General features: G+C 45.7%; 21 protein-coding genes and 1 pseudogene. 4 read left to right on the forward strand and 18 right to left on the reverse strand.

Annotated elements, in window-relative coordinates; all coding sequences use genetic code 11:
• Positions 1–32: 32 nt before the first annotated feature.
• The 16 genes from def to DHBDCA_RS10810 all read right to left on the reverse strand — a co-directional run bounded on the left by def (position 33) and on the right by DHBDCA_RS10810 (position 18445).
• Complete coding sequence (gene def, locus DHBDCA_RS10735) at positions 33–485, reverse strand: peptide deformylase (protein ID WP_015044229.1); 453 nt, start codon at positions 483–485, stop codon at positions 33–35.
• 182 nt (positions 486–667) lie between these two features.
• Positions 668–2989, reverse strand: a complete 2322-nt coding sequence (priA, locus tag DHBDCA_RS10740; protein WP_015045360.1) for a replication restart helicase PriA — start codon at positions 2987–2989, stop codon at positions 668–670.
• A gap of 73 nt (positions 2990–3062) precedes the next feature.
• A complete protein-coding gene (locus tag DHBDCA_RS10745) occupies positions 3063–5030 on the reverse strand; it encodes an N-6 DNA methylase (protein WP_015044231.1) in 1968 nt (655 codons plus the stop codon).
• A 24-nt stretch (positions 5031–5054) separates the two neighbouring features.
• Positions 5055–5963 (reverse strand): methylenetetrahydrofolate reductase [NAD(P)H], encoded by a 909-nt coding sequence (gene metF, locus DHBDCA_RS10750; RefSeq protein ID WP_015044232.1) that lies wholly within the window; start codon positions 5961–5963, stop codon positions 5055–5057.
• 72 nt (positions 5964–6035) lie between these two features.
• Positions 6036–7322, reverse strand: a complete 1287-nt coding sequence (gene purD / locus DHBDCA_RS10755; RefSeq protein ID WP_015044233.1) for a phosphoribosylamine--glycine ligase — start codon at positions 7320–7322, stop codon at positions 6036–6038.
• 32 nt (positions 7323–7354) lie between these two features.
• On the reverse strand, positions 7355–8896 hold the full coding sequence (purH, locus tag DHBDCA_RS10760; RefSeq protein WP_034378672.1) for a bifunctional phosphoribosylaminoimidazolecarboxamide formyltransferase/IMP cyclohydrolase: 1542 nt from the start codon (positions 8894–8896) through the stop codon (positions 7355–7357).
• Positions 8897–9135: 239 nt separating this feature from the next.
• Positions 9136–9744 (reverse strand): phosphoribosylglycinamide formyltransferase, encoded by a 609-nt coding sequence (gene purN, locus DHBDCA_RS10765; RefSeq protein WP_015044235.1) that lies wholly within the window; start codon positions 9742–9744, stop codon positions 9136–9138.
• Positions 9741–10757 (reverse strand): phosphoribosylformylglycinamidine cyclo-ligase, encoded by a 1017-nt coding sequence (gene purM, locus DHBDCA_RS10770; RefSeq protein WP_015044236.1) that lies wholly within the window; start codon positions 10755–10757, stop codon positions 9741–9743. The genes purN and purM overlap by 4 nt, the downstream gene beginning before the upstream one ends.
• Before the next feature lie 23 nt (positions 10758–10780).
• Entirely contained in the window at positions 10781–12181 is a 1401-nt protein-coding gene (gene purF / locus DHBDCA_RS10775; protein ID WP_015044237.1) for an amidophosphoribosyltransferase, read from the reverse strand.
• A gap of 86 nt (positions 12182–12267) precedes the next feature.
• Positions 12268–12987 carry a phosphoribosylaminoimidazolesuccinocarboxamide synthase gene (gene purC, locus DHBDCA_RS10780; RefSeq protein ID WP_015044238.1) on the reverse strand — a complete coding sequence of 240 codons (720 nt, stop codon included), beginning with the start codon at positions 12985–12987 and terminating at the stop codon, positions 12268–12270.
• 138 nt (positions 12988–13125) lie between these two features.
• A complete protein-coding gene (gene purB, locus DHBDCA_RS10785) occupies positions 13126–14424 on the reverse strand; it encodes an adenylosuccinate lyase (protein ID WP_015044239.1) in 1299 nt (432 codons plus the stop codon).
• Between the two features lie 27 nt (positions 14425–14451).
• On the reverse strand, positions 14452–14946 hold the full coding sequence (gene purE / locus DHBDCA_RS10790) for a 5-(carboxyamino)imidazole ribonucleotide mutase (protein WP_015044240.1): 495 nt from the start codon (positions 14944–14946) through the stop codon (positions 14452–14454).
• Between the two features lie 293 nt (positions 14947–15239).
• The gene (locus tag DHBDCA_RS10795; RefSeq protein WP_015044241.1) at positions 15240–16307 is read right to left on the reverse strand and encodes an HD-GYP domain-containing protein; all 1068 of its coding nucleotides are present in this window, start codon (positions 16305–16307) and stop codon (positions 15240–15242) included.
• A gap of 296 nt (positions 16308–16603) precedes the next feature.
• Positions 16604–17389, reverse strand: coding sequence for an ABC transporter ATP-binding protein (locus DHBDCA_RS10800; protein WP_015044243.1), 786 nt, complete (start codon positions 17387–17389; stop codon positions 16604–16606).
• Positions 17382–18080: an ABC transporter ATP-binding protein gene (locus tag DHBDCA_RS10805; protein ID WP_015044244.1), complete on the reverse strand. Its 699-nt coding sequence runs from the start codon at positions 18078–18080 to the stop codon at positions 17382–17384. The genes DHBDCA_RS10800 and DHBDCA_RS10805 overlap by 8 nt, the downstream gene beginning before the upstream one ends.
• Positions 18077–18445, reverse strand: a complete 369-nt coding sequence (locus DHBDCA_RS10810) for a GntR family transcriptional regulator (protein ID WP_015044245.1) — start codon at positions 18443–18445, stop codon at positions 18077–18079. The genes DHBDCA_RS10805 and DHBDCA_RS10810 overlap by 4 nt, the downstream gene beginning before the upstream one ends.
• A 379-nt stretch (positions 18446–18824) precedes the next feature.
• Between DHBDCA_RS10810 and DHBDCA_RS10815 the strand changes: the two genes are divergently transcribed.
• Entirely contained in the window at positions 18825–19517 is a 693-nt protein-coding gene (locus DHBDCA_RS10815) for a Crp/Fnr family transcriptional regulator (RefSeq protein ID WP_015044246.1), read from the forward strand.
• Between the two features lie 154 nt (positions 19518–19671).
• The gene (locus DHBDCA_RS10820) at positions 19672–20010 is read left to right on the forward strand and encodes a dehalogenase (RefSeq protein ID WP_193352155.1); all 339 of its coding nucleotides are present in this window, start codon (positions 19672–19674) and stop codon (positions 20008–20010) included.
• A gap of 123 nt (positions 20011–20133) precedes the next feature.
• Here DHBDCA_RS10820 and DHBDCA_RS10825 read toward each other — a convergent pair.
• Positions 20134–21374: pseudogene (locus DHBDCA_RS10825) on the reverse strand (IS110 family transposase).
• A 737-nt stretch (positions 21375–22111) separates the two neighbouring features.
• Between DHBDCA_RS10825 and DHBDCA_RS10830 the strand changes: the two are divergent.
• Both DHBDCA_RS10830 and DHBDCA_RS10835 read left to right on the forward strand, forming a co-directional pair.
• Positions 22112–23494 carry a reductive dehalogenase gene (locus tag DHBDCA_RS10830; RefSeq protein ID WP_015045361.1) on the forward strand — a complete coding sequence of 461 codons (1383 nt, stop codon included), beginning with the start codon at positions 22112–22114 and terminating at the stop codon, positions 23492–23494.
• 187 nt (positions 23495–23681) lie between these two features.
• Positions 23682–25082 (forward strand): Sapep family Mn(2+)-dependent dipeptidase, encoded by a 1401-nt coding sequence (locus tag DHBDCA_RS10835; RefSeq protein WP_015044249.1) that lies wholly within the window; start codon positions 23682–23684, stop codon positions 25080–25082.
• A gap of 34 nt (positions 25083–25116) precedes the next feature.
• Here the strand turns inward: DHBDCA_RS10835 and DHBDCA_RS10840 are convergent, their stop codons facing one another.
• Complete coding sequence (locus DHBDCA_RS10840; protein WP_015044250.1) at positions 25117–25827, reverse strand: ATP-binding protein; 711 nt, start codon at positions 25825–25827, stop codon at positions 25117–25119.
• Between the last annotated feature and the right edge of the window lie 22 nt (positions 25828–25849).

The following is a 25849-nucleotide window of genomic DNA, read 5'->3' on the forward strand; positions in this document are numbered from 1 at the left end:
TGGCACGCAGACAGACCCGAGATACTAAGGTACTACACATTATAAATCTTGTCTGCAATATCAACAAACAGTATCCCGTCAAGATGATCCGTTTCATGCTGCATCGCTCTGGCCAGGAAACCATCGGCATGATATTCCTTTATTTCTCCATTGCGGTCCATGGCCTGAAGCACCACTTCAGCTGCCCGTTTCACCCGGCCAGTCTTATTTGGGACACTTAAACATCCTTCTTCATCTACTTCCGAACTGGCTTTTTTAATAATCATCGGATTGATTAGTTCCAAAAGACCGTCTCCGACGTCGATCACCACAACTCTTTTGGATACGCCGACCTGAGGAGCTGCCAGCCCTACCCCTTTCGCCTCATACATGGTCTCAGCCATGTTATCGAGCAATTTAATGATATTCGGGGTAATTTTCTTGACTTCTATTGCTTTTTCCCGCAGAATGTCTTCTCCAATTTTTACTATCTGGTAAACGGCCATTACTGGATCCGCTCCCTTCTCACGCAATTTCTAAAATAATATCCCATAAAAAAACCATATAATAGAATTATACATTTCTGAAAGCCTGAAAGCAATTAACACCTTAAGAGCGACGTGTCAGGGATGACACAATGTCCGAAAGCGCTACTGTGGCGTGCTGACCTACCTCAAATATGTTGTATTTAAGATAGCGGATTCACCTCAATACTGATATTGATCCCTGAACTGGCCGTTCCAAGATAGAAAGCCCGGACTCCTTGATGGACGATCCTGCGGAGGACCGCCGGGTTCTTTCCTTTGACCGACACCTGCCAGCGAAATTCATTCTTCAGCCTGGTCAAAACAGCCGGTGCTGGGCCCAGAATCACATATTCCTGATCCTGATCAGCAAGCACCAGACGGATGCTGTTGGCCAGGTCCTGAGCCGCTTTGATTACCCGATCTTCTTTTTCATGAAAAATCATGATCCTGATGATATGAGCAAACGGCGGATAACTTTGCTGTTTGCGGTAAGTGATCTCTTCCCAAAAAAAGGCTGCATAATCCTGTTTGGCTGCCCGCTGGATCGATCTCTCTTCAGGTGAATAGGTCTGGATCACCACTTCGCCGCCTTTAGCCCCACGTCCTGCCCTGCCAGCAACCTGAGTCAGCAGCTGGAAAGCTCGTTCTCTGGATCGAAAGTCGGGCATATTGAAAAGCTGGTCGGCAGAGATTACACCGACAAGGGTAACGTTCGGGAAATCCAGCCCTTTAGCCAGCATTTGAGTCCCGACAAGAATCGGAACCTCTCCGCTGCGAAACCGTTCTAGAATTCTATTGTACTCCCGGGAACCGGAGGTCGTGTCGGTATCCAGCCGTAAGACTTCAACTCCTGGGAACAAAGCGGAAACCTCTTCTTCAACTTTTTGGGTTCCCTGGCCGAAGAAACGGATAAATCGGCTGTTGCATTCCGGGCAACGGTGAAAAACATCCTGTTGATAATTGCAGTAGTGACAACACAGCTGCTGATTATGACTGTGATATGTCAGGGAAACATCACAATGCGGGCAGCGTGCGACATACCCGCATTCACGGCAAAATACAAAAGTGGAATAACCTCTGCGGTTCAGAAAAAGGATACTTTGTTCTCCGTTGTCGATTCTCTCCTGAAGCTTGTTTCTGAGTACCATGGAAAACATTGTTTTATTGCCGCTGGCCAGTTCCTGTTTCATATCCACAATATCGACAGCGGGTAAAGCCCGTTGGTTGAAGCGTTCTTCCAGCGACACAAGACCAATCTTATCCCTTTGGGCCGCCGCATACGCTTCCAGGGATGGGGTAGCGCTGCCCAGAAGCACAAGCCCGCCTCTGTCTTCCATCCTTTTCCGTGCGACGTCCCGCGCATGATATTTTGGGTTTTCATCCTGTTTATAAGCGTTATCGTGTTCCTCATCCAGTATGATCAGTTTAAGGTTTGACAGAGGCGCAAAAACAGCGGAGCGCGCTCCGATAATCACGCGCTTATTCCGTTGCAGAATTTGCTCCCAAATTGCTAGTTTATCGCCGGAGCTGATGCCTGAATGAATAATTCCGACAATATCTCCGAACTGTTCCAGAAATATTCTAGAGATCTGAGAAGTAAGTGAAATCTCAGGTACAAGCAGAATAACATCGCCGCCTTCAACCAGTACCTTTGCCACCAGCTCTTTATAAACCTCTGTCTTGCCACTGCCGGTTATCCCATGGATCAAAACCGTCCCGCCATCATTTTTATTGCGAAACGCCAGAATATCCTGGAAAGCTTTTTCCTGGGCAGGACTTAATGTGCCTGTAATGTGCCAAACGGAACCAGCTGTTATCTGCTCAATATTGTTTTTTATATCGGCGTCTATGTCTTTATCTGAGTCTATATCAATTTTATTCTCCCTGTTATTTTTTTTTCTTTCATTTATGTCGGGACTGCCTGTTTTTCCGGAAAACCGGATTTCTTTTTTGATCCATCCCTGCTTAAGCATATCCTCAAGCAGTTCTTTCTTCGCTCCGCTTCTTTTTAGCAGGACATTTTCCGGCAGACCTCCCCGGCGCGACCTGTTAAGGGTTTTTAAGACCTGAAATGTATCCGGATCGAGAAGCTCCAAAACTTTAACGTCCTCATCGTCCATGCTGGCCATGGAAGTCATCCAGGTTTCTCCCTTTCCCTTTAAAAAAGGCCACACTGAATGAAGGGCTTGCGCCTTTGGGCAGATCGTCGTCTCCGAAAGCCAGCAGGCCAATTCTATGAGCTCCGGTGGAATTAGATAGTTTTCCTCCAGGACCGCTTCTATGCTGCGGAATTTGGGCTCACCGTCGAGTTCAGGCGGGTCGGAACTGATACTGACAACGAGGCCCCGGACTTTTCTGTACTTAAGCGGGACAACCACCATCATCCCCGCATGAATTACGAGATTGTCCGGAATGTAATAATGAAAACTCTGATCAAGACGCCTGTTGGCGACATCGATCAGCACCTCTGCGTATCCGCTCAATTTCAAGGTTCCTCCCTGCTGATGTCAAAAAATCGGATGCTGTATCAATTATAGCAGATAACTCGTCATCTGTTCATGCGGAAAAATCTCTGATATGACGGCGTTCCTCGGGCGTCAGCCTAAACTGTTCCATAATGAATTCATCTAGGATTTCAAACTGATCTTCCCCAATGATGATTCGGTCTGTTAATTGCAGGATATGGTCAATCACTGCCTGTTCCCATAAGGGCAGCGGAAGTAGTTCCAGATCTCCCCGGAGCACTTTCAGGGTATGAAATTTCTTGCGGAAAAGAAATTGATAAAGGCTGCTGTTAAATAAAGCAAGAATTAATTTCACCGGATAGTTTTCTGGTTCGGGGATCAGGATATTGGCACTGTTCAGTGTAAGACTGCCCTGATCATCATAGGCAAAAACAAGTCTTTCAGAAATGAAACGGTAAATCAGTTTCTCCGCCGCCCTATATTTTTGCTCCGGTGCTGTTTGCTGGAACTTGTCCGGCTGAAACCGTAAAAAAGAAGACGGCTTCTTCAGAACGAACCTGTCCACATCTGAGCCCTTGTAGACCGGCTCAGCACCCGGACCGTTCATCTGAAGCAGGTATCTCCGATTATCTCCGGTGACGATTCCCAAGGCCCAGCCGGCCTTATCTTTCAGGTAAGTATGTCTGGTCGAATAGACCTTGCTGAAAATAACTTCCTCCTGGCTGCTCAGGTAAATATCAAAAATGTGCCAGTCATTACTCCGAAACCTTTCCTGAGAAACCAGGTATTCCTGTTCCGGAAATTTCACCAGGACTTGGTCCTGCTCCGATGGCAAGGCTTTTCTGAGATCGAGGCGGACCACCGCTGAGAAGACATTTTTAAATCTCCTGCCCAGATATTCGATCCTGATGATCTGGCAATTCTCAAGCAAATATCCTCTGATATCGGCATGAGCACGGATGTTCAGAATGGATTCTGGCAGAATAAACGAGATAACCCCTCCGTCTTTCAGCAGATCAAGACTCGCCCTGAGAAAATAAGAAAAGGACTCCCCGGAAGTTATTTCCGGAAACTCCACAGCCATTTTCTGGCGGACACCCGCATCAATCTCCGCTCCCCACGGAGGGTTCGTGGCTACAAAATCAAATTTCCCGAAAGCGGAAGATTCCCGTCGCATATCGGTTAAAGTATTGCAGTGAATAACGTTAGGCTGAAAATCCCGGGAACATGTCAACAGAAGATTGAGTCTGGCAATCCTTACCGATGTCAGATCGAGGTCCATCCCATAGATGTTTTCGGGTTCGTCCATATTCCGGGCAAAGGATAAAAGATACTGTCCCGTGCCGCAGCAGGGATCAAGCACCTTCTGTCCGCTGCGGATATAAGCCCGGACAGCGTCATACGCAATGCCTGGCGGGGTAAAGTAAGAACCAAGGCGAGCTTTATTTCCCTCCATGGTCAGTGATTGATAGATGACACCGAGTATATCTTCTTCTAAAGGAAAACGGATGTTAAAAAGATATTCAAGGTGCTGAGAATCCGGCCTGCCGTACGAAAACTTCAAAGAAGATCCTAAAGAAGATTTTTTAGATGTCCTGAGTATATCCTGATAAAAATTCTTTAGCTCTATGCGGACATGCTGTCGCTGGAAAATAGCTTCCGGGAAATCAATAATTTGTTTCAGGTCGTCGGACAATATGTCTCCCGATCTCCGAAAAAGATTCAAAGCCAGAATGAAGACTGCCCATCCCCGGTCTATGTTGTGCCGGAGCAGATACGTCAATATATCCATGATCTGCTTACGTGTTCGTTCGTTTGGGATGTATTCTGTCGGGACAAATCGTTTATCAGCTCCGGCTTTGTTTGCTCTTTTTCTTAAGCGGTCAAGCTCTCCCTGCGCAATCCGTTCCCGAAGCAGGAGCACCTCATCAAGATCAAAGACCTTCCCGTCAGGATCAGAAGGATGGAGATAGCCATGCCGGACCCAGTTGCGGATACTTGGCACAGATACCCCCAGAATTTCAGCGATTAACTTTGAATCAATTCGATGATTATCCATTTCTGTAATCCTGTCGTTTTAGATTTAAGCTAGGTTGCCTTCCTTCCTGGTTTCCTGGCTGTTCACCGCATAGAAAAGAGAATCGAGATTGCGGACTAAGTCCTTCGCAATCTGCGGTTTGTTCATTGTATAGATATGGACACCGTCAATATCATTTGCAAGCAATTCCACAATTTGTTTGGTCGCGTAAGCAATACCGGCATCTTTTAAAGCTTCCATGTTATGCTCAAATTTGTCAAGTATTTTAATCAGTTTTTGCGGCATCCGTGCATTCGACAGTGCTAATATTCTTTCAATCTGAACCCGATTAGTGATTGGCATGATCCCTGCCAGAATTGGAACATTGATGTTTAGATTAGCAACTTTCTCCTGGAAACGAAAAAAGGCATCATTGTCATAGAACAACTGTGTAACAAGAAACCCCACTCCGGCATCCACTTTCCGCCGAAGATTTTCAATATCCTGGTCTTTATCGGGACACTCGGGATGGCCTTCCGGATAACAGGCGCCGCCCAGGCAGAACGAATGTTTGTCCTGGATATACGCGACAAGATCGGAAGCATATTGAAAATCCCTCGCCCTGCCGGTCTCTTCCGAACCCTTCGGAATATCTCCCCGTAAAGCGAGAATATTGGAGACGTTGCTGTCTGCCAGCTGCGTCAGTGTTCCCTCAATTTGTTCTTTGGAAGAGGTAATACAAGTCAGGTGGGCCAAAGAATTAATGTTGTATTTATTTTCAACAATGGATGCAATTTCTGCGGTCGTTTTGCTGGTACTTCCTCCGGCACCGTAGGTAACACTGATAAAATCAGGACGGAGCGGTGCCAGAGCATCAATCGTATCGTAAATGACCTCTATAGATGAAGTAAGCTTTGGTGGGAAAATCTCAAAAGATACGACCTTTTTCTGTTGGAACAATTCGCTGATAAACATTCTAAAACCTCCTTCATCTTGAATTCGATCCAAATTCATTCATTCCGATTGGAATAAGCTCCGGAATTATCATCACATGTTGAGTCCTTTAATCCCTATGTCGGTGCGGAAATGGGCATCAGGGAAATCGATGCTGTCGACTAGTGCATAGACATTCTCCCTGGCTGCCGCGATGGATGCATCACGGACGGTAACTCCAAGTACCCGGCCGCCTGAACTGACCAGTTTTCCGTCTTCCATCTCCGTGCCGGCATGGAAAACTACCTGGTTTTCTTGGGTCATCGTAAGACTGATCGGAATCCCCTTCCTGTATTCACCCGGATAACCTGGAGCTGCCATGACCACACACAGCGCGGTGCCATCATGCCATTCGACTTTGACTTCGGACAGTTTCCCGTCGATACACGCTTCGAAGATTGGGATCAAGTCCGACTTGAGCAGGGTCATCACAACCTGTGTCTCAGGATCACCGAACCGGACATTGTATTCCAGGAGTTTTGGGCCTTTGGCCGTAATCATTAAGCCTAAAAACAGTACGCCGGTAAATGGAGTTCCTCTTTGGCGCATAACTAAAAGCGTCGGCTGAGCGATCGTATTGATAACTTCCTGTTCCAATGCTTTGGTCCAGAAAGGAGGCGGCGAATAAGTCCCCATTCCGCCTGTATTTAACCCCATATCCCCGTCAAGCGCTCTCTTGTGATCCTGAACGGGGGTCATCGGGAGAGCCTTTTCACCGTCGCAAAAGCACAGCAGACTGACCTCCTGCCCCTCCAGGAATTCTTCTACCACGACCTTGTCTCCGGCAGCACCAAAGGCCCCACCCATAATGGTCTCGATACCTTCAAACGCCTCTTCCAGTGTAGCTGCCACAATAACCCCTTTACCTGCTGCCAGACCATCCGCTTTAATGACAATTGGAGCGCCGGTTTGTCTGATGTATCTTTCCGCTTCACTCTTCTCGGTAAAAGTCCGGTAGTCTGCTGTCGGGACCTTCGCCTGTGCCATAATTTCCTTGGCAAAGGCTTTGCTGCTTTCAAGCGTCGCCGCCGCTCCGGACGGGCCAAAAACTCTGAGACCTGCAGCCTGAAAAGCGTTGACAATTCCCAGACTAAGCGGTTCCTCAGGACCAATAACCGTAAGATCAATCCCTTCATCCTTGGCAAAGTCAACCAAAGCGTCAAGTTCATTGGCCTTGATCGGGACATTCCATTGCTCTGTTCCTGCGTTACCCGGAGCTACAAAGAGTTTCTGACAAGAAGTGCTCTGATTGATTTTCCAGGCAAGAGCATGCTCCCTTCCTCCTGAGCCTACAACCAAAATTTTCTTCCCGTTTTTTTGACAACCAGACAAGTCAGCCATCGTTTTCCCACCTCAATAAGTAATATTTATTCTTAGTGCTCAAAATGCCTTCTTCCGGTATGGAGAATAATCATCCCAAGCCTGTTGGCTGTTTCAATCACTTCTTTGTCCCGGATAGAACCACCGGGATGAACAATGGCTTCGATCCCATGGGAATGAGCCAGTTCGACCGTATCCGGGAATGGCAGGAAAGCATCCGAAGCCATATAGGCGCCCTGTGCTTTTTCTGCAGCCTGCTCAAGCGCGATTTTCGCCGAGCCGACTCTGTTCATCTGGCCGGCTCCAACACCGATGACCTGTCTCTTCGCCGAAATGACGATCGCATTGGATTTGACATGCTTGCAGGCTTTCCAGGCAAACTCCAGTTCCGCCAGATCATCTTCGGTCGGCTTGGTTTCTGTAACGACTTCCCATTCGACAGGCGGTGTTGTTCCCTCATCCTCATCTTGAACCAGGAAACCGCCGTTTATCGTACGGATTTTCCAGCCCCGCGTCTTACAGCACGCTTCCCTGCCAACTGCGAACAAACGAAGGTTAACCTTTGCAGCCAAAATCTCCTTCGCCCGCGGGCTGAAATCTGGAGCAATGATCACTTCGTAGAATTTCTCTTTAATCGCTTCAGCTGTGACCTCATCTATCACGCGGTTAAGCGCAATAATTCCGCCGTACGCCGAGACCGGATCCGCTTCCAGCGCTCTTTGATAAGCTTCCAGCAGTGAGTTTCCAAGCGCAACACCACATGGATTGGTATGTTTAATGATCACACAGACTGTCTTGTCATATTCCATAGCGATTTTCCAGGCCGCGTCCATGTCCATCCAGTTATTATAGGACAGCTCCTTGCCCTGGAGCTGCTGGCCATAGGCAAGTGTCCCTTTTCCGGCCTCCGGGTCCGCATAAAAGGCCGCCTGCTGCCCGGGATTTTCTCCATAGCGAAGATCCTGCACCTTTGCCGCCACCAGACGGAGATGCTGGGGAAAAGAGGCTTTTGTATTGATTTGACCTTCCAGATATCCAGCAATCAGACGGTCATATTCCGCCGTATGCGCAAACGCTTCGGCTGCAAGTTCCTTCCGCAAGGCCAATGGGATTAGACCGTTCTCCCTGAGGCTCTCAATCACCCTGCCGTAGTTTTCCGGATTGACGATAATGGTTACTCTGTTGTGATTTTTCGCAGCTGAACGGACCATGGTCGGTCCGCCGATATCAATATTCTCGATCGCTTCTTCGAAGGTAACCCCTTCTTTGGCAATCGTTTCTCTGAAAGGGTAAAGATTTACACAAACCAAATCGATAAAATCAATTCCGTTTTCCGCGCACTGAGCCCGGTGTTTCTCAGTATCAATTGCGAGGATTCCGCCGTGAATCTTTGGATGCAGGGTTTTTACTCTGCCATCAAGAATTTCCGGAAACCCTGTAATTTCACTGACATAACGAACAGGAATATCCGCTTCTTTCAATGTCTTATACGTACCGCCTGTTGAAATCAGTTCAAAGCCCTCGGCAACAAGGCCTCCGGCAAATTCTACAATACCTGTTTTGTCTGAAACACTGATCACTGCTTTTTTCACCATCATGTCAACCCCCTATCATCATTCCTTGGAGATTTCCTCAGAACAATCCAAAATTATTCTTTGGAACAACCCCCGAATAATCCTTAAATACGCCGATACATTCGTGCCATCTCAACCCTAAATCTTATATATCCTGAGCGGCATATTTCTCGTAATACTGCATTGTCTTGCAGCTCCTTGCTTTACAAGAAATCTGCTCGCCATTTATGATAATTTTAGGGTTGACAAGGTACTCGCGATTATGAGTCTCTGAGGACGATCACTCTTCTTCCCTCTCTTTTTATCTTCCCATTCGCAATCAGTCTGACTGCCTCTGGATATATCGTGTGCTCAACTTTCAGGATTCTTGCAGCTAGCTGGTCGGCGTCATCCTCAGCAAAAACCGGCACCGTCTCCTGCAGGATAATCGGTCCGGAATCCATTCCCTCGTCCACAAAATGCACCGTGCAGCCGCTGACTTTAACACCATATTCCACTGCCTGTTTTTGGGGATGTAAGCCCGGAAAAGACGGCAGCAGCGAAGGATGGATGTTCAGAATCGGATATTCGGCCCTGCGGATAAAATCCGAGCTTAACACCTGCATGTAACCGGCCAGAATCAGCAGTTCCGTACCGATGACTTCAAGCCAGTTTAAGATATCCGTTTCCTGAGAGCTATTGTCTGCATAACTTTCCCTCGGAAAAGTCCGGACCTGAATACCGATTCTTTCTGCCCTAACCAGAGCCTCTGCGTCTATTTTATTCGAACCTACGCCGACAAATTCTACAGGGAGCTGGCCATCCTGCCATTCGTCCAGCAAGGCTTGCAGGTTGCTGCCACGCCCTGAAGCGAGTACGGCTGCTTTCATCGATAGCTCACTCCTTGACCGGAAATCACACTGCCTATCCTGATCGGCTCTTCGCCGTTTGCAGCCAGAATATCCATGGCCTGCTTTTCATCTTCAGGATGAATGATCAGAACAAACCCGATTCCCATATTAAACGTCCTTAACATCTCCTCATCTTCAACATTGCCAAGCTTCTGCATTAACTCAAATACCGGCGGAACTTGCCACGCGGAAGTGACGATCTCCGTTCCGAGTCCGGACGACAGAACCCTTGGAACATTTTCAGTCAGACCGCCGCCGGTAATATGTACCATACCCGGAACAGCAATCTTGTCCAGAAGCGCCAGTACTGACTTTACATAGATTCTGGTCGGGGTGATCAATACTTCCCCGAGCGATCTCCCGAGTTCCGGGAATACCTTGTCAAGGGGGTATTCCGCAAAAATCTTGCGGACCAGAGAAAAGCCGTTGCTGTGCAGTCCGCTGGACTTCAGTCCCAGAAGAATATCCCCTTCGCGGATGTCCGAGCCGTCAATCAACTTGTCCCTGTTCACCGCACCCACAGCGAAGCCGGCAATATCATATTCTTCTTCAACGTAGAAACCGGGCATCTCAGCAGTCTCTCCGCCAATCAGTGCACAGCCTGCCAGACGGCAGCCTTCGGCCACGCCGCCTACAATGGAAGCAATTCTTTCCGGAACCAGTTTCCCTACTGCAAGATAATCTAGAAAAAACAATGGCTCGGCGCCCTGGACCAGAACATCATTCACGCACATTGCAACAGCGTCCTGGCCGATGGTATCATGCTTATCCAACTGAAAAGCCAGCCGCAATTTTGTTCCGACACCATCCGTACCGGAAACCAGCACGGGATCAGAATATTTTTGCAGATCCAGACTGAACAATCCGCCGAATCCGCCGAGTCCCCCTAATACTCCGGGCCGCCAGGTTGCAGCTACCGCAGGCTTAATTTTCTCTACAGCATCATTTCCGGCCTGGATATCCACACCGGCATCTTTATAGGTAATTCCCATGATTACTCCTCCTAACGGCTAGTTTAACACTCCATGTCTTCTTTGGAAAACTTCTTCGGAACAGTGGTCGGATACTCACCGTTAAAACAGGCCAGACAGACTGAATCACTACCCAAAGCCTTTTTCAGCCCTTCCTCCGACAGATAGTACAGGGTGTCCGCCCCGACAAACCTGCGAATTTCATCGATGTTCATTTGATTAGCAATTAATTTTTCCCTTTCGGCCGTATCGATGCCATAATAGCAGGAATACTTCACCGGAGGTGAGCTAATCAGAAGATGAACCTCCTTGGCGCCGCATCCTTTGACCATTTCGACAAGCTTGGAGCTCGTTGTCCCCCTGACAATCGAATCATCGATCATCACAACCCTGCGTCCGCGGATGACCTGCTTGTTGGCATTCAGCTTAATCCGGACAGCAACTTCTCTTAACTCCTGCGTGGGCTGAATGAACGTCCGTCCAACATACCTGTTTTTGAGCAGCCCCTCCTCAAAAGGGATATCCAGCGTTTGGGCATAGCCCAGGGCGGCCGGCGTCCCGGAGTCCGGAACCGGAATAATCACATCAGCTTCAATCGGGCATTCTTTCGCCAGCTGAACACCCATTTGCCTCCTGCTTTCCCAGACATTCAGATTATCCAGCGTACTGTCAGGCCGCGCGAAATAAATATATTCAAAAGAGCAGGGGGCAATCCGTTCCTGCGGCGTACCGAAACGGGTATGAAGCCCTGCTTCGTCGATCGTCACGACTTCTCCTGGTTTAACGTCCCTGACAAATTCCGCACCGATCGTATCGAGCGCACAGCTTTCCGAAGCGAAACAGTACCGCTCTCCCAGACGTCCGATGCACAAGGGCCTCAGGCCATGGGGATCTCTCGCCCCGACAATTTTGTCTTCAGCCATGATCAGCAGTGCATAGGCTCCCTTGATATCAATCATCGTTTTGATAATCGCATCTTCCAGGCTATGCCTGCGGTAACGCGCAATCATATTCAGAATGACTTCGCTGTCAATGGTTGTCTGAAAGACTGTTCCCTGACTGCCAAGCTCCTGTCTGATTTCTACGGCGTTCGTCAGATTTCCGTTATGCGCCAGCGCCATCATTCCGTTCTGAAAATGAACAACCAGCGGCTGTGCATTCGATAACAGGCTTGAACCCGTCGTTGAATACCGGACATGTCCAATCGCCATTTTCCCTTGCAGACCTGCGAGCAAATCAGGCGAGAATACCTCGGATACCAAGCCCATTCCTTTTTCTACAACGATTTTCCTTCCATCGGAAACAGCAATCCCCGCACTTTCCTGTCCCCTGTGCTGCAACGCATAAAGGCCATAATAAGTCAGACGGGCAATTTCCTTTTCAGGAGCAAAGATTCCGAAGAGACCACACTCCTCTTTGGGCTTGTCATCCCAGAGCAAATCCACAGTCAAGAACTCCTTTCAACTACTGTCATATGCTGTCTCTGTCCTCTAGCAGTTATGTTTCCAGCATCGTATTTTTAGCAATCGCTTTAAGCATTTTCTACAGCGTCCTTCAGACGGGTATAGACTTCGGCATACGCTTCTTCAATCTTGCCAAGATCCCGACGGAAACGGTCCTTGTCCAGCTTTTCTCCGGTATCTTTGTCCCAAAAGCGGCAAGTGTCCGGAGAAATCTCATCTCCGAGCATGACTTTGCCGTCAATCAGACCAAACTCCAGCTTATAGTCAACCAGGTCAATCCCGGCCTTGGCAACAATTTTGGTCATGAGCTCATTGACCTTCAAAGCAATTTCCTTCATTTTGTTGATTTGTTCGATCGTTGCCCATCCCATTGCAAGCGCATGGGTTTCATTGACCATCGGATCACCGAGCGCGTCATCCTTATAATAAAGCTCAAGCACAGGCGAAGCCAGAGAATAGCCCTCTTCTTTGCCCACCTTCTTTACGAGACTACCGGCTACAATATTGCGGACAACGATTTCCAACGGAACCATCTGCAGGCGCCGGACAATTTGTTCCCTGTCACTTAAAAGCTCAACAAAATGCGTATCCACGCCATTTTTTTGAAGATAGGAAAACATCATCGCGGACATCTTGTTGTTGATAATCCCTTTGTCAACAATGGTACCCTTTTTTATCCCGTTAAAGGCAGTTGCATCATCTTTGTACTCGACCCAGAAAACATTTTTGTCATCCGTATCATAGATTTTTTTGGCTTTGCCTTCATAAAGCATTGCGAGCTTTTCCATATCATAACCCTCCAGTAATAATGTCTAAATTTACATCCATATTCAATTTTCATCGTTTAATAAACCGTTCGAGTTTAAGGCTGCTTATAACAATGTGATTTAAATAGGTAATTTTCAAAAAGTTGATTTTATGTTTATTTATTTCAGTAGGCCGACTCTGCGGAAAATATAGTCAATGTTTTTCGTATGATACTCATAATCAAACAGCGCATCAACTTCTTCTTTGGTTAGAAACTGCATGATCTCAGCATCCTGAAGCACATAATCCTTAAACGGCACTTTGGTATCCCAGGCTCTCATTGCATTTTTCTGTACCAGCGCGTAGGATGCTTCCCTGCTCATGCCCTTATCGACCAGCGACAGCATAACCCTTTGGGAGAAGATCAGACCATAGACCTTTTCAATATTTGTCATCATCTGTTCCGGGGACACTCTTAATCCTTCCAAAGTCTGAATCATCTTATGCAGCATATAATCCAGCGCAATGGTGCTGTCAGGAAGGATCACGCGTTCAGCTGAGGAATGGGATATATCTCTTTCATGCCAGAGTGCGACATTTTCAAAAGCGACCTGGGCATTCCCGCGGATTAGGCGGGCCATTCCGCAAATTCTTTCCGAAATAACCGGATTTTTCTTATGCGGCATCGCTGAAGAGCCTTTTTGTCCCTTACCAAAAGGTTCTTCGACCTCATGGACGTCCGTCCGCTGCAGATTACGAATTTCCGTAGCAATCTTATCAAGTGAAGAAGCGATTCCGGCCAACACGCCTACATAGAATGCATGCCTGTCCCGCTGGATAATCTGGGTTGACACTGGAGCCGGCTTTAAGCCCAGGCTCTCACAGACCCATTCTTCCACGGCAGGATCAACGTTCGCAAACGTGCCGACTGCACCCGAAATCTGGCCTACCCGAATCTCTTCGCGCGCATATTTCAGCCGCTCCCTCTGCCGTTTCATTTCGTCATACCAGAGTGCGAATTTCAGGCCGAATGTGATTGGTTCGGCATGAATCCCGTGCGATCTTCCCATTTGCAGCGTATCTTTGTATTCGAGGGCTTTTCTGCCCAAAACATCAATCAGCTTATCCATCTTCTCGAGCAGGATATCGGAAGCCTCAACCAGCTGCAGCGAGAGCGATGTATCCAGTACATCGGAAGAGGTCAGTCCGAGATGGATATATTTGGCTTCATCGCCGACGTTCTCAGCGACATTGGTCAAAAAGGCCAATACGTCATGCTGGGTGACTTCTTCAATTTCCTTGACCCTGTCCCAGGAAAAAGCGGCCTTCTGACGGATTACTTCGACAGCCTCTTGCGGGATCTTTCCTTTTTTCGCCCATCCTTCGCAGGCTGCAATTTCTATCTTCAGCCAGAGCGTTAGACGGTATTCATCTTGCCATAGTCTCCCCATAGCGGGAAGCGTGTACCTTTCTATCACAGAAATTCTCCTTTATTTAAATATTTTCTAAGCTTTCAGTTTATCCTGAAGCGCACTGTCCTTGGCTTCAACATCTGCCGCCATTTTTTGTCTAAAAGCTTTCAGCTGGTTCTGCAGTTCCAGATCAGCGATCGCCAGCATTTCTACAGCCAAGAGCGCTGCGTTGCGGGCACCGTTGATCCCAACCGTGGCGACCGGGATACCGGGAGGCATTTGCACAATTGCATAAAGCGCATCTACACCCTCCAAAGCACCACTCTTGATCGGGACACCAATAACAGGGCGCGTCGTGGCTCCGGCGATCACGCCTGGAAGATGCGCAGCCATACCGGCTCCGGCGATGATCACTTTTCCTCCCTGTTTCTCAAAACTTTCCACCCATTCCACGGTTCTTTTCAGCGTGCGGTGAGCAGAAGATATTTTCATTTCAAAGGGTACTGAGAATTGCTGCAGGATTTTTGCTGCTTCTTCCATGATGGAAAAATCAGAATCGCTACCCATGATTACACCAACAGAGATCATTCGTTCATTTCCTCCTTTAAATGCTTTTTCTTATTTGTGAGCAGAAATAATCAAATTCAACCATATTATCTGCAATAAATTCTAAACATATTTTACCCGACAACAAATACAGGGTCAATCAGAATCCGAACATTATTTTGTTTTTTTGTTCTAATGTTCGGAATATGACCAATAATAAGGAGACCTCCCACAGCAATGCTACGAAAGGTCTCTTATCGGTTCATACATTTAGGCCTTGGATATCCATATTCTTGCCGCCTTCGTTCCAATTTTCGTAGAGGAATAATACTTCATCAATGATCCACAATGGTGGTGATCATCGTAGATAAATGCTTGGATAAATCCAGGTCGTCCGGATTGTCCAGGGCCTGATCACCTTGAGTGATTACCCTGACCACCGGTCTTGTTGGCAAAATAGGGTTTTGTTTGATAACAACACCGCGCAAACCATTACTAAGCTCTATACCTGTTCCTGTCGGATACGGCGCCACAGACTGAGCAAAAATGCGAACAATTTCAGGGTCAAACTGCAGCCCTGAATGAACAATGATATATTCGTATGCCAGATAAGGTGGCATTGCATCGCGATAAGGGCGCTTGCTGGTCAAGGCCTCATACACGTCGGCGACAGAGGCGATCCTAGCGTATTCATGAATTTCATTCTCTCTTAGTTCCCTGGGGTAGCCCCCGCCCTTCCATTTCTCATGATGCTGCAGCGCAACATGGGCAGACAGGATGCTGAAATCACGATTGCCGCGGATATATTCATAACCATGCAACGGATGGGTCTTAATCTGCTCAAATTCTTCTTTTTCCAATTTGCCTTTTTTGTTTAGAATTTCTTTCGATATTTTTGTTTTTCCGATGTCATGCATCAGAACTCCCATCCCGAGCTCCAAAAGCTGGTTTTGGGTAAAACCTTTGCCGATTCCGAGCATCAAAGCCAGGACTGTGGTGTTGATCGAATGATGATACGTATATTCGTCGTAGCCGTTAATATCAGTCAGATTACTAAGGATATCAAAACTGTGCAACAAATCCTGAACTAGATTTAGAACCGCAAAACGGACTGAATCCGCATCTATCTCTGCCTCCGGATGTTTCTCCAGTTCATCGGTAACTCCCCGAACCGCATTATATGCAATCTCTTTGGTCTTGTCCATAATGGCATAACCGATTTCAACATCTTGAAACCGTTCGTCTTGAATGAATACCATATCGTAGCCGATATCTTTAAGCTTTGCTAAATAGTTCTTATTGAGCTCGACTCCTTTACCGAGAAGTATCCTGCCGTAGGAGTTTCTTATCGGTCTGGCCAGCACAGATCCTTCCTGAACGTATTTGATATTGACTAACCTCATGTGAACTCCTTGTTATCAAGATTAAAGGTACTTTGACTGGTGTAATTATACCATTAAAATGCCATAATTTATATTGCATTTAAGCGGTTTATAGCGATTTTTATCATTTTTTAAAGAAATATAAGACACTGATGTCCTCAGACTCTTCTGATCTGAATTGTTCTTTAATTGTTGCGTCCCCTCCGGAAGTAGTATCGGCACTTGCCGAAGAAATGCCTATACCTAGAAAAAAGCTACTGCAGACGCCGGATCTTTGTCTGTAGCAGCTTTTTTCGTTATTCAGATATTTCTTCTGATCACATATCCATTTTATTCTCAAGCAAATAGGCGGAGACACAGAAGAAAACGGCACCCAGCATCACCTGAATCAAAATTTGAATCAAAAGAAACGTATAGCTTGGCACCCCTGGACTGATCATCGAATTGGCACTAAAGATATCCGTTGTCAGCGTATTTGTTATGGCACTGTCAGCCCAGGCTAACAGCATAAAGATGATGAAGCTGATCAAACCGCCGAATTTTTTCTCAGCAAGGATACTCTTGCGAATGGATATTGCGGCATAGATCATTAAAAACAAGCCCACAATCGATACAAACATCATCAACAGACTCACTGTAAAATAGGAAATCAAATTAACCCCTTCCAGATGAACCTGATTGACAATCATTGAAAACAGATCACTTCCGACCAAAGCCCGGAGAGGTTCCCCGTAAAATCCCACAAAATTGACCGCAAGCAGCAGCAAGTAGACCAGCAGAAACAGCAATCCTTCCAATATTGCAGTAATGACCTTGCTCCCAAGGATCTTGTAGCCACTGTTCGGCGTCAGCATAAACATATACCCCGTCTTATGGTCAAGATCGCGGCTGTACATCATTGTTACATCGATGATATATAGGATAAAAAAGACGCCGAGTATTCCCGTAAAGAATGCCCCCAGAGCAATCATTTGCTCATCAGGAGTATGCGTGCCAATTTGTAGTTTGATCAAAATAACCGCATTCAGGATCAGGACGATGGCCATAAAAATGCCCAGGCCCCTCCATTTTCGGATAAATTCATATTTTATCAGATTAGCCATGGTAAACCTCCTTATACAGTGCCTCAATCGAGCAGGATTTCTCCAGTCTGAATTTTTCCGCATCACCAGCCAGGACGACCGTTCCGCGATCCAGGAAAATTACTTCATCCAGAATCGTTTCCAATTCACTGACCAGATGGCTCGAAATAATCACTGCACAGTCATCGCGGAAAGCACCCATAATCATCTTTACAATTTTTTCCCTGGAAATCGGGTCAATCCCATTCAGCGGTTCGTCCAGAAGATAAAGCCTGGCCTTCCGGGCCATCGTTACGGCCAGTTTGAGCCTGGCTTTCATGCCCGTGGATAAACTGCTGACTTTCATATTTTCCTGTAATTCCATGAACGTTAAATATTCCAGTGCTTTATTTCGATCAAAGTCCTCATACATGTCTGTGTAAAAACTGAGGATCCCGTCAATTTTCATCCAGCCGAACAGAAAATCATCCGTTGGCATAAAAGCCGTGAGTTTTTTGGTTTCTGCCCCGATGGGATAACCCATAACCGTCATTCTGCCGGAAGTTGGCTTAAAAAGGCCTGCGGCAATCTTGAAAAATGTAGTTTTTCCACTGCCGTTAGGACCGAGCAGTCCGTATACTTTGCCCTCTTCAATCTTCAGATCCAGGTCGTGCAGTGCCTTGTTCCGGAAAAATCCTTTGCTGACATTTTCAGCAATCAATACAGATGTCATTGAACAGCCTCCTTATCCAGCCTGCTTTTTATCAGCTCGATCATGTCGTTAAAATTAAATCCCAATTCCATCATTCCTTCAATAAAGTTTCTGACGATATCCTCTGCCATTTCTTTTTTCATAATCTCCACCTTTTCCTCCGATTCTGTAATAAAAGTTCCTACCCCTCGTTTGGTAAAGGTCACTCCTTCCCGTTCCAGTTCATTGAAGACCCTTACCATGGTATTGGGATTCACCTTCAGGTTTTGGGCATACTCCCTTGATGACAGCAGTTTTTCGCCTAAATTCATTTTTCCTAGAATTATGTCTTTCTTAATCAAATTCATAATCTGAATGTAAATCGGCGCAGTATTATCAAAATTCATTGTGTCACCCCTTCAACATTGTACTAGTTCACTATGTAAATAGTACACTAGTACAATGTTGAAGTCAAGTAATAATAAACAAGGACTGGAAAATAATTTTTCCCGTCCTAACAATCTTCTAAATCGGATTTACCCTTTCCAAAGCAAAGTTTTTGCCCAAACCAGAACCTCCCCAGAACTTCTCGCTACCCATACACGATGTGAACACCGGTAAACTTTGTTGATTTACAGCCAGGAGGCATTTAAGCTAAACACAGGAGAACTTAGTAAATACTAAAATATATTTCTTGCCCTCGATCCAAAATAAGTCTAAGATAATAATAAATAGTTGCTATCTTATTAAAATCTTACTGGAAGACTCTTTCGGAAGGGGATAAACATGGGAAAAATGATGAATGATCATTATATTTTGCCCCAAAATTTTTATCCGATGTTGAAATTTCGCGATTACCTTCATTTGGGAATCATCCGTAATTATCGCAAAGGGGAATCCATCGTCTTCCCTGGAGAAACCATTGATAGTATCATCTTCGTACTTTCGGGAAAATTGGGTATCAGCTTCATGCATGAGAATGGAAAGCAAAAATTTATGTATCATGCGGATCCGTACACTTTCATAGATGAAGCCCTTGGCATATTTACAAGCTCTTATGTTCATGTTGTTTCGGAGGAAGATAGCAGCGTCTGTTTTTTTGAAAAATTTCAATTTCTTATGATCCTTCATGAGAACAAAGAATTGCTTTTAGAATTTATTACGTGTTTTTCATCCAAACGTTGTTATTTCATGCATGAGGCTAGTGAGGCGGTTCTTTATAAGCCATCCGTCAGGATTTTACGATTTTTTTATTTACTCTGCAATACACAAGGGAAACTGGTTGATAATGTTTATGAAATCAATGTGAAAATATCTCAAAGGGCGATTTCCGAAATAACAGGGGTTCATTTTATAACGGTCAATAAAATTTTAAGATATCTAAAAAAAGAAAATATTTTAAATAAAACAAGGAGTAAGATTATTATTTATGACTTCCCACAACTAAAAGTTTTGATTGAGGATTGGATGAATCATTAAATACCGCCGAAAGGCGGTTTATTTTTTTCTTCATCAAAAATGCAAAAAAAGTTCCACCTAATACGCAATGTAATCCGGGACTTATAACCGATATTGTAATAACCAATACAATAATCTTATAAAACACGCAGCAAAATTTAAGGAGGTGAGAATGATGAGTACATTCTTAATTTTTTTAGCGGGGATTCTTTTTTTGGCCGGTATCCTATTTATCAAGCCACGTGCCAAAAAAGAGAAAAATTGGCAGACCGCGCTGGTTTGGGCATTATATGTAATTTGGTTTTTAATCACATGCATGGGGATTTCATTTGTTTACATTAATGCCAGCGTAGGACATGTCAAGGCAACAAGCACAGCGATTTTCCTGTTCGGAGGAATTTCAGTGGTATTGGCCGTTGTGCTGGCCCGCATATTAGGTTTTATCGGCATAAAAAGCAAGGCAAAAGAGTCAATTCAGGCTTGTAAGTCCTTCGGTAATATGTCAAGACCCTAAGCGAGTCAATTTTTCAGTAAGTTAATAATCAGTGGGTAAAAAAGACAATAAGAAACCATCTCATTCCCAAAAAGATATGGGAAAAAGTTACAAAAATGGGATTTCAATTATCGTAGTTCATGCTTAGTTTGCATTCCCCCTATTGCCATGTGGCATATAGATTTGGTTGCTGCGTAGCAGAGCATCAACCATACGGACGAGTTTACGTGCAGTAAGCACTAGAGCACGGCGATGATGGTGAGTCTTACTTTCCGAGAATTTACGTTGGTAGAAGGCTTTGTACTCCGGTTCCTTTTGGCGTACTAATTAGCAGCCTGGATGATATAACTGCGCAAGTAGGTGTTGCCGGTTCGGGTTAAGGGTGTGTCATCGGCTGTAAAATCACCTGACTGGTGAGAACGCCAGGTTAACCCAATAAACTTTGCTAAGGCTCCTTCATTTGGAAAACGACGGATGTCTCCAATCTCAGCAATAATACCAGCTGAAAGCACTGGGCCAATACCGGGAACGGTAATGAGCGTATTAGAGAAATGCCTGATTTCTGCTTCGATCGCCTTATCGATTTTCTTTACCTGCTTCTCTAAAGTGTGGATGGTTTCGATGCTCGTGGCCAGGATAAGGTTAATGGGTTGCAATAGGCTTCCACGTAGTCGATGGGCCTTGCGGGCGGCTTCCTTCAACTCTCTGGCTTTGGCTTCTGGATCCTCGAAATGACTTTTTCCTTTCTCCATGAGGAAATCAATCAGTTCATCAAGCGGTCGAGCCGCAACCTCTTCTGGAGAAAAAAACTCAAGTGTCAAGGATTCAGAAGTAGCGCCGAAAGTGTTGCTAAAAACCGTACCTTGGGCAAGCGTGCTAAACTTCAAGAACAAGTTCGTGAGAAAATAGTTCTTCTCTCTGGAGATCATCTCAATCATATGACAACGAAAGCGAGTGAGGCGCTGTAATGGTAAGTAGCGGAAATCAACCTGAGAGCCTTCTGGGAGCCGGCCGAAGCGTAAACGTTCGGCAATGACCCAGGCATCAATCCAGTCGTTCTTCGGAAGGTCCACATAAGCTTTCTTGAAATTAGCAACGACCTTGGGGTTAAAGGAATAGATTTGGGGCTGTAAAGGTGCTAAACAAGGGTCTTCCGCCAAGAACATTTGTAACGGCCAACTGTACACGGAAGTGGCCTCTAAACCAATAACCAGCCGGTCCTCATTCTCTTTAGCGCAGGCTTCAGAGAGATATCGGGTAACTTGCTCACAACCAGGCTGATCATTCAAAGCCCGCAGTTTTTTTACCGGTTCATTACCCCGCTCATCTAAGATTCGCACTTTAAAATCACTGGAACTCACATCAATACCGACAAATAAACTCAAGTAAAATCACCTCACTTTCTGAGCCGAAGAATGTGTAAGATTAACGTTGGGACCAGGCACCACAACAGGTCAACAACCTCGCCGAATCAGCACTTGTCTTAAAAAGACCTTGGATCCAGCCGATCTGCTACCATCGGAGGGGATTCCCTTTAAGCTGTGCAACCTTCGAGTTAAAAGTTCAAATTGTGGGCTGGCAGTCAGACTTAATAAAGAGGTCAAAGCCTCAAGGAGGAGAAGGCCTTGCCAGAACGAACCTCACGGTACCATTTTGCCTGAAATCCCAACAAACTTAAATACTATTTTGTTAAAGAACGATCTGAGGAATCTTTTTAGTGAAAGTGTGTTCCTTTAAAGGGGAAAAGCCATTTGTTAGTCATCAAAAGAGTCTCTAACAAAAAGGGTTTCCCCCGCACCCCCTTCCCAAAATCAAGTATTCCTCATCCTGAGCCTGTGGGCAGTGCCATCCTGTGGAAAAGCACTTTGGGGTCTGTCTTAAAAGAGCTTTCCCAACAGGCTTTGGACAAGTTGAATTTGAAGTATGCTTTGGGGTTGACTTGTCCACACTGCCCACAGGCACGATGGCTACATGGAGTATGCGTTATCCTGCGCGCATCTTGTTGATGTTAACCATACTAACTGAATTTCCAGTTTTCTATGGTCATTTAAATACCCCACGTTCCATTAGTTTTTTGGACTCGTGGGGTGGAACTAAATCAATTATACGAGGAGGAGAACTGATGTCGGAGATTTCAAAAAGTGGGGGAAAAGAACCCAAGCAGCAATTTTCGGTAAGCCGCCGCGGTTTTCTGAGAACCGGGGCAGCTGCTGCCGCGATGGGTGTCATGGGGGCAATCGCAGCTCCGTCCAAGGTGGCAAACGCGGCTATTCATGACCTAAGCTATACACCTGCCAAAGGACAATGGTCGAAATTACGCCCTGTAAACAATTATGGCGGTGCCACGGTTCACTTTGTAGAAAATAACGACCAGTGGTTGGGAACAAGCAAAATTGTTGGGCCGATCAAAAAATCGGGAGAATTTAATTCGGGTTTCGGGCTTGCTACCAGAGGTCTACTGGGTAATAAGGCGAAATTCGGACTCCTTAGCCAGGGCGAAAGAAGTCCTTTAACGGGTGGCATAATGCAGGCTCTTGGGATGATTAGTGGAGATGAGACTGTCATGGGCACGCCGAGAAAAGATAAACTTCCTATTCCCGATCCCGAACAAATGTCCCAGCATATCAAAGATCTCGCTTATTATCTCAGGGCAGATGATGTTGGTATAGGCCAAATGCCTTCATACGGTTATTACGGCACGAAGAGTATGCCTCCCATAACTGTAATAGCTGCCGGTATCCTTCCGCCACAAACGCCGATCGCAGAAGTACCAAATACAGAACCGGAGTACCCCTATGTCCTTACTGTCGCGGTTGAACAGCATTTGGAAACCTATTTGGCATCTACTGGGTATGACGGAATATCTGTAAGCCAGTCAATGCGTTGTTATCATGCCACAGCTAATATTGCCGTCATTATGGCGCGATATATTCGAAATATCGGCTATAATGCGAGAGCCCATCATTTTGGCAATTATGGTCTTGCCGTTCCTCCGGCACTTATAGCTTCCGGACTGGGCGAACATACCCGTACCGGAGACTGTGTTGCTCATCCCAGAATGGGATTCCGCAACAAATGTGCTGCGGTTACCACCGATTTGCCTTTGGTTGCCGATAAACCCATTGATTTTGGAATGTTGGATTTTTGCAGGGTTTGCATGAAATGTGCTGTTGAATGTCCTTCTAAAGCTATCAGCCCAGATAAAGAGCCAGTGGAAATGAACGGCTACCTGCGGTGGAACAGCGACTACAAAAAATGTACCGTATTCCGTTGCAGTAATGAGGAAGGCGTCAACTGCGGCAGGTGTATTAAAGTCTGTCCATGGAATTCCAAAGAAAACTCCTGGTTCCATGAAGCAGGCCTGTGGATAGGCAGTAAAGGAGAAACTGCTTCAACAATGTTGAAAGCCATTGATGATATGTTCGGCTACGGGACTGAAATTGTTGATAAATACAAATGGTGGCTGGAATGGCCGGAGCTTTATAAAATTAATATGCCAAGTTAGTAAGTACAGTTTAATTGCATAATAAAATTATTGCGACGTATCTCTTAGTACGCCGCAATAATTTTTGTTTATTGACATATACCTTGGCCAAAATATTATTCTCTTGTTCAGAATAAAATCATATTTTAAAGTTCCAATAACAATACTAGCAATATCTACGGGCAATAATGCAGCATACGGAGGTTTTATGAAAGGGTTAAAAGATGCCATAGATTCTTTTAAAGAAGATTTGATTCATTCTGTGCAAGACTGCATTCGGATTAAAAGTGTCTCTAGCGATCACGATGGTACCCAAAAGGCCTTGGAGTATTACCTTGCCCTGGCTCATAGCATGGGATTTTCGACACATAACGTAGAAAACCTGGGCGGAGTAATCGAATATGGAGAAGGGGAAAAAACCTACGGGATGATTGTTCATCTTGATACTGTCCCTGAGGGAAGTGGCTGGAAATTCCCCCCTTTCGGAGGTCTGATTCAAGAAGGAAAAATTTATGGCCGGGGCGCAATCGATGACAAAGGGCCGGCGCTCTCAGCCCTCTATGCTTTAAAAGCCTTAAAGGATTCCGGATCAGGAATTAGCTCTGAATGTAAGGTTCAGATTATTATTGGAATTGATGAAGAGGGCATCTGGAATACAACACCTAAATTATTAAAAAAAATTAAAGAACCTGATTTTTCTTTTGTTCCCGATTCGAAATTCCCGGTTGTTATTGCCGAGAAGGGCCTGGTCTGGCTGGAAATCAAGAAAAAATTAAGTCAGGAATCCTCCGGCAATAGTGGGATTACGATTGAAACCATGCAAGGGGGAGGACAGTCCCTCAATATTGTTCCTGATTACTGCGAAGCTACACTTAGATTGAATGATGACCAAAAAACACAGACCAAAGAGGAACTCAAGCTATTCCAAGAACAAACAGGATATGATATCTCTCTTGAAAAAAATGCTTCTGTTTGCAAACTTATATCCAAGGGAAAATCCGCCCATGCCTTTATCTGCAATGAAGGACGAAATGCCATTTCCCAGCTCATTATGTTTTTAAGTCTGCTGGAGCTTGAAGGCGGGCAAAAGGAGTTCATCCAAGCCTATGCCCAAAGCATGGCAATGGAATATTATGGTGAATCCCTGGGCCTCAGTCTTGAAGATCAACTGACAGGTAAACTTACTGTTAACCCCGGGTATATCCTGATTGACGAGAATAACATTACCCTGAAGGTGGATATTCGTTTCCCGGCTAAGGAGCGGCTTGACATAATCAAACCTAAAATCGAGAGAGCCTTTAGCGGTTTCCAGGGAAACCTCACAATCATCGATTCACTGGAATCTTTGAGTTTCCCGGAAGATGATCCCAATATTCGTAGACTCATACAGGTCTATCAGGATTTTACTGGAGACACTGAAGCAAAACCTCTGGGAATGGGCGGAACCACTTTTTCCAAAGCTTTCAAACGCGCAGTTGCCTTTGGTCCGACTTTTCCCGGGATGCCTAAAGTTGAGCACCAGCCTGATGAATATATGGAGATTGAACATCTTATCAAGTGCACTGAGATCTACGCCCTAGCACTTCAATCACTTGTCAGAAACGAATAAGCGTTACCTTCTTATTCGTTGCCGTTAGCTCGACTTAACAGGATAGAGTTCCCCGATAATCGATGATAACTTCACTGTACGGCACCGAAATGCCAACCTGGACCATGGCTGTTTTTACAGCCCGTACAATCCCGGAACAACATGGTACATCCATTCGGACCACCTTGATACTCTGCGGATGATTGATTCTGATGATCTCCGCGATCTTTTCCGTGTAATAATCATTGTCATCAAGTTTGGGACAGCCGATCAGCGTGATTCTGTCCTTCATGAACTTCTCATGGAAAGAAGCATAGGCATAGGCGGTACAGTCCGCCGCAACCAGCAGATCGGCATTTTTCAGGTAAGAAGCCTGGGGGTTAATCAGATTCAGTTGAACCGGCCATTGCCTGAGTTCTGACGGGCGTTCAGCCCCGATATCTCCGGAATCCTGTTTTTCCCCTGCAGGCGTTTTTTTGATCATTGCGGCTATGGTACCCGGGCAAGAGCAACCGGGTTTTTCTTTTTTCTGGGCAAGCTTGGCTTTGACCAACTCTTCGTTATAGCCTGTGGCTTCTCTTTCGATAATCTGAATTGCACCTGTCGGACATTCCGGCAGGCAGTCGCCGAGTCCGTCACAATATTCATCACTGACCAGAACGGCTTTACCATGAACAAGCTGCAGCGCGCCTTCGTGACAGGCGCTTACACACAATCCGCAGCCATTGCATTTTTCCTGATCGATTTCGATTATCTTTCTAATCATTTTTATCACCTTTTTTCTTGAT

The organism is Dehalobacter sp. DCA, assembly GCF_000305775.1.
In the GTDB taxonomy this organism is placed as follows: Bacteria; Bacillota; Desulfitobacteriia; order Desulfitobacteriales; family Syntrophobotulaceae; genus Dehalobacter; species Dehalobacter alkaniphilus.

Coding starts and splice junctions, on each gene's coding strand:
- DHBDCA_RS10815 (WP_015044246.1), top strand. CDS start 18,825: ATGGGAAAAATGATGAATGATCATTATATTTTGCCCCAAAATTTTTAT.
- purH (WP_034378672.1), bottom strand. CDS start 8,896: ATGGTGAAAAAAGCAGTGATCAGTGTTTCAGACAAAACAGGTATTGTA.
- DHBDCA_RS10840 (WP_015044250.1), bottom strand. CDS start 25,827: ATGATTAGAAAGATAATCGAAATCGATCAGGAAAAATGCAATGGCTGC.
- metF (WP_015044232.1), bottom strand. CDS start 5,963: ATGTTTATCAGCGAATTGTTCCAACAGAAAAAGGTCGTATCTTTTGAG.
- def (WP_015044229.1), bottom strand. CDS start 485: ATGGCCGTTTACCAGATAGTAAAAATTGGAGAAGACATTCTGCGGGAA.
- DHBDCA_RS10830 (WP_015045361.1), top strand. CDS start 22,112: ATGTCGGAGATTTCAAAAAGTGGGGGAAAAGAACCCAAGCAGCAATTT.
- DHBDCA_RS10810 (WP_015044245.1), bottom strand. CDS start 18,445: ATGAATTTTGATAATACTGCGCCGATTTACATTCAGATTATGAATTTG.
- DHBDCA_RS10820 (WP_193352155.1), top strand. CDS start 19,672: ATGAGTACATTCTTAATTTTTTTAGCGGGGATTCTTTTTTTGGCCGGT.
- purN (WP_015044235.1), bottom strand. CDS start 9,744: ATGAAAGCAGCCGTACTCGCTTCAGGGCGTGGCAGCAACCTGCAAGCC.
- purM (WP_015044236.1), bottom strand. CDS start 10,757: ATGGGAATTACCTATAAAGATGCCGGTGTGGATATCCAGGCCGGAAAT.
- DHBDCA_RS10745 (WP_015044231.1), bottom strand. CDS start 5,030: ATGGATAATCATCGAATTGATTCAAAGTTAATCGCTGAAATTCTGGGG.
- DHBDCA_RS10800 (WP_015044243.1), bottom strand. CDS start 17,389: ATGGCTAATCTGATAAAATATGAATTTATCCGAAAATGGAGGGGCCTG.
- purD (WP_015044233.1), bottom strand. CDS start 7,322: ATGGCTGACTTGTCTGGTTGTCAAAAAAACGGGAAGAAAATTTTGGTT.
- purE (WP_015044240.1), bottom strand. CDS start 14,946: ATGATCTCTGTTGGTGTAATCATGGGTAGCGATTCTGATTTTTCCATC.
- DHBDCA_RS10805 (WP_015044244.1), bottom strand. CDS start 18,080: ATGACATCTGTATTGATTGCTGAAAATGTCAGCAAAGGATTTTTCCGG.
- purC (WP_015044238.1), bottom strand. CDS start 12,987: ATGGAAAAGCTCGCAATGCTTTATGAAGGCAAAGCCAAAAAAATCTAT.
- DHBDCA_RS10795 (WP_015044241.1), bottom strand. CDS start 16,307: ATGAGGTTAGTCAATATCAAATACGTTCAGGAAGGATCTGTGCTGGCC.
- DHBDCA_RS10835 (WP_015044249.1), top strand. CDS start 23,682: ATGAAAGGGTTAAAAGATGCCATAGATTCTTTTAAAGAAGATTTGATT.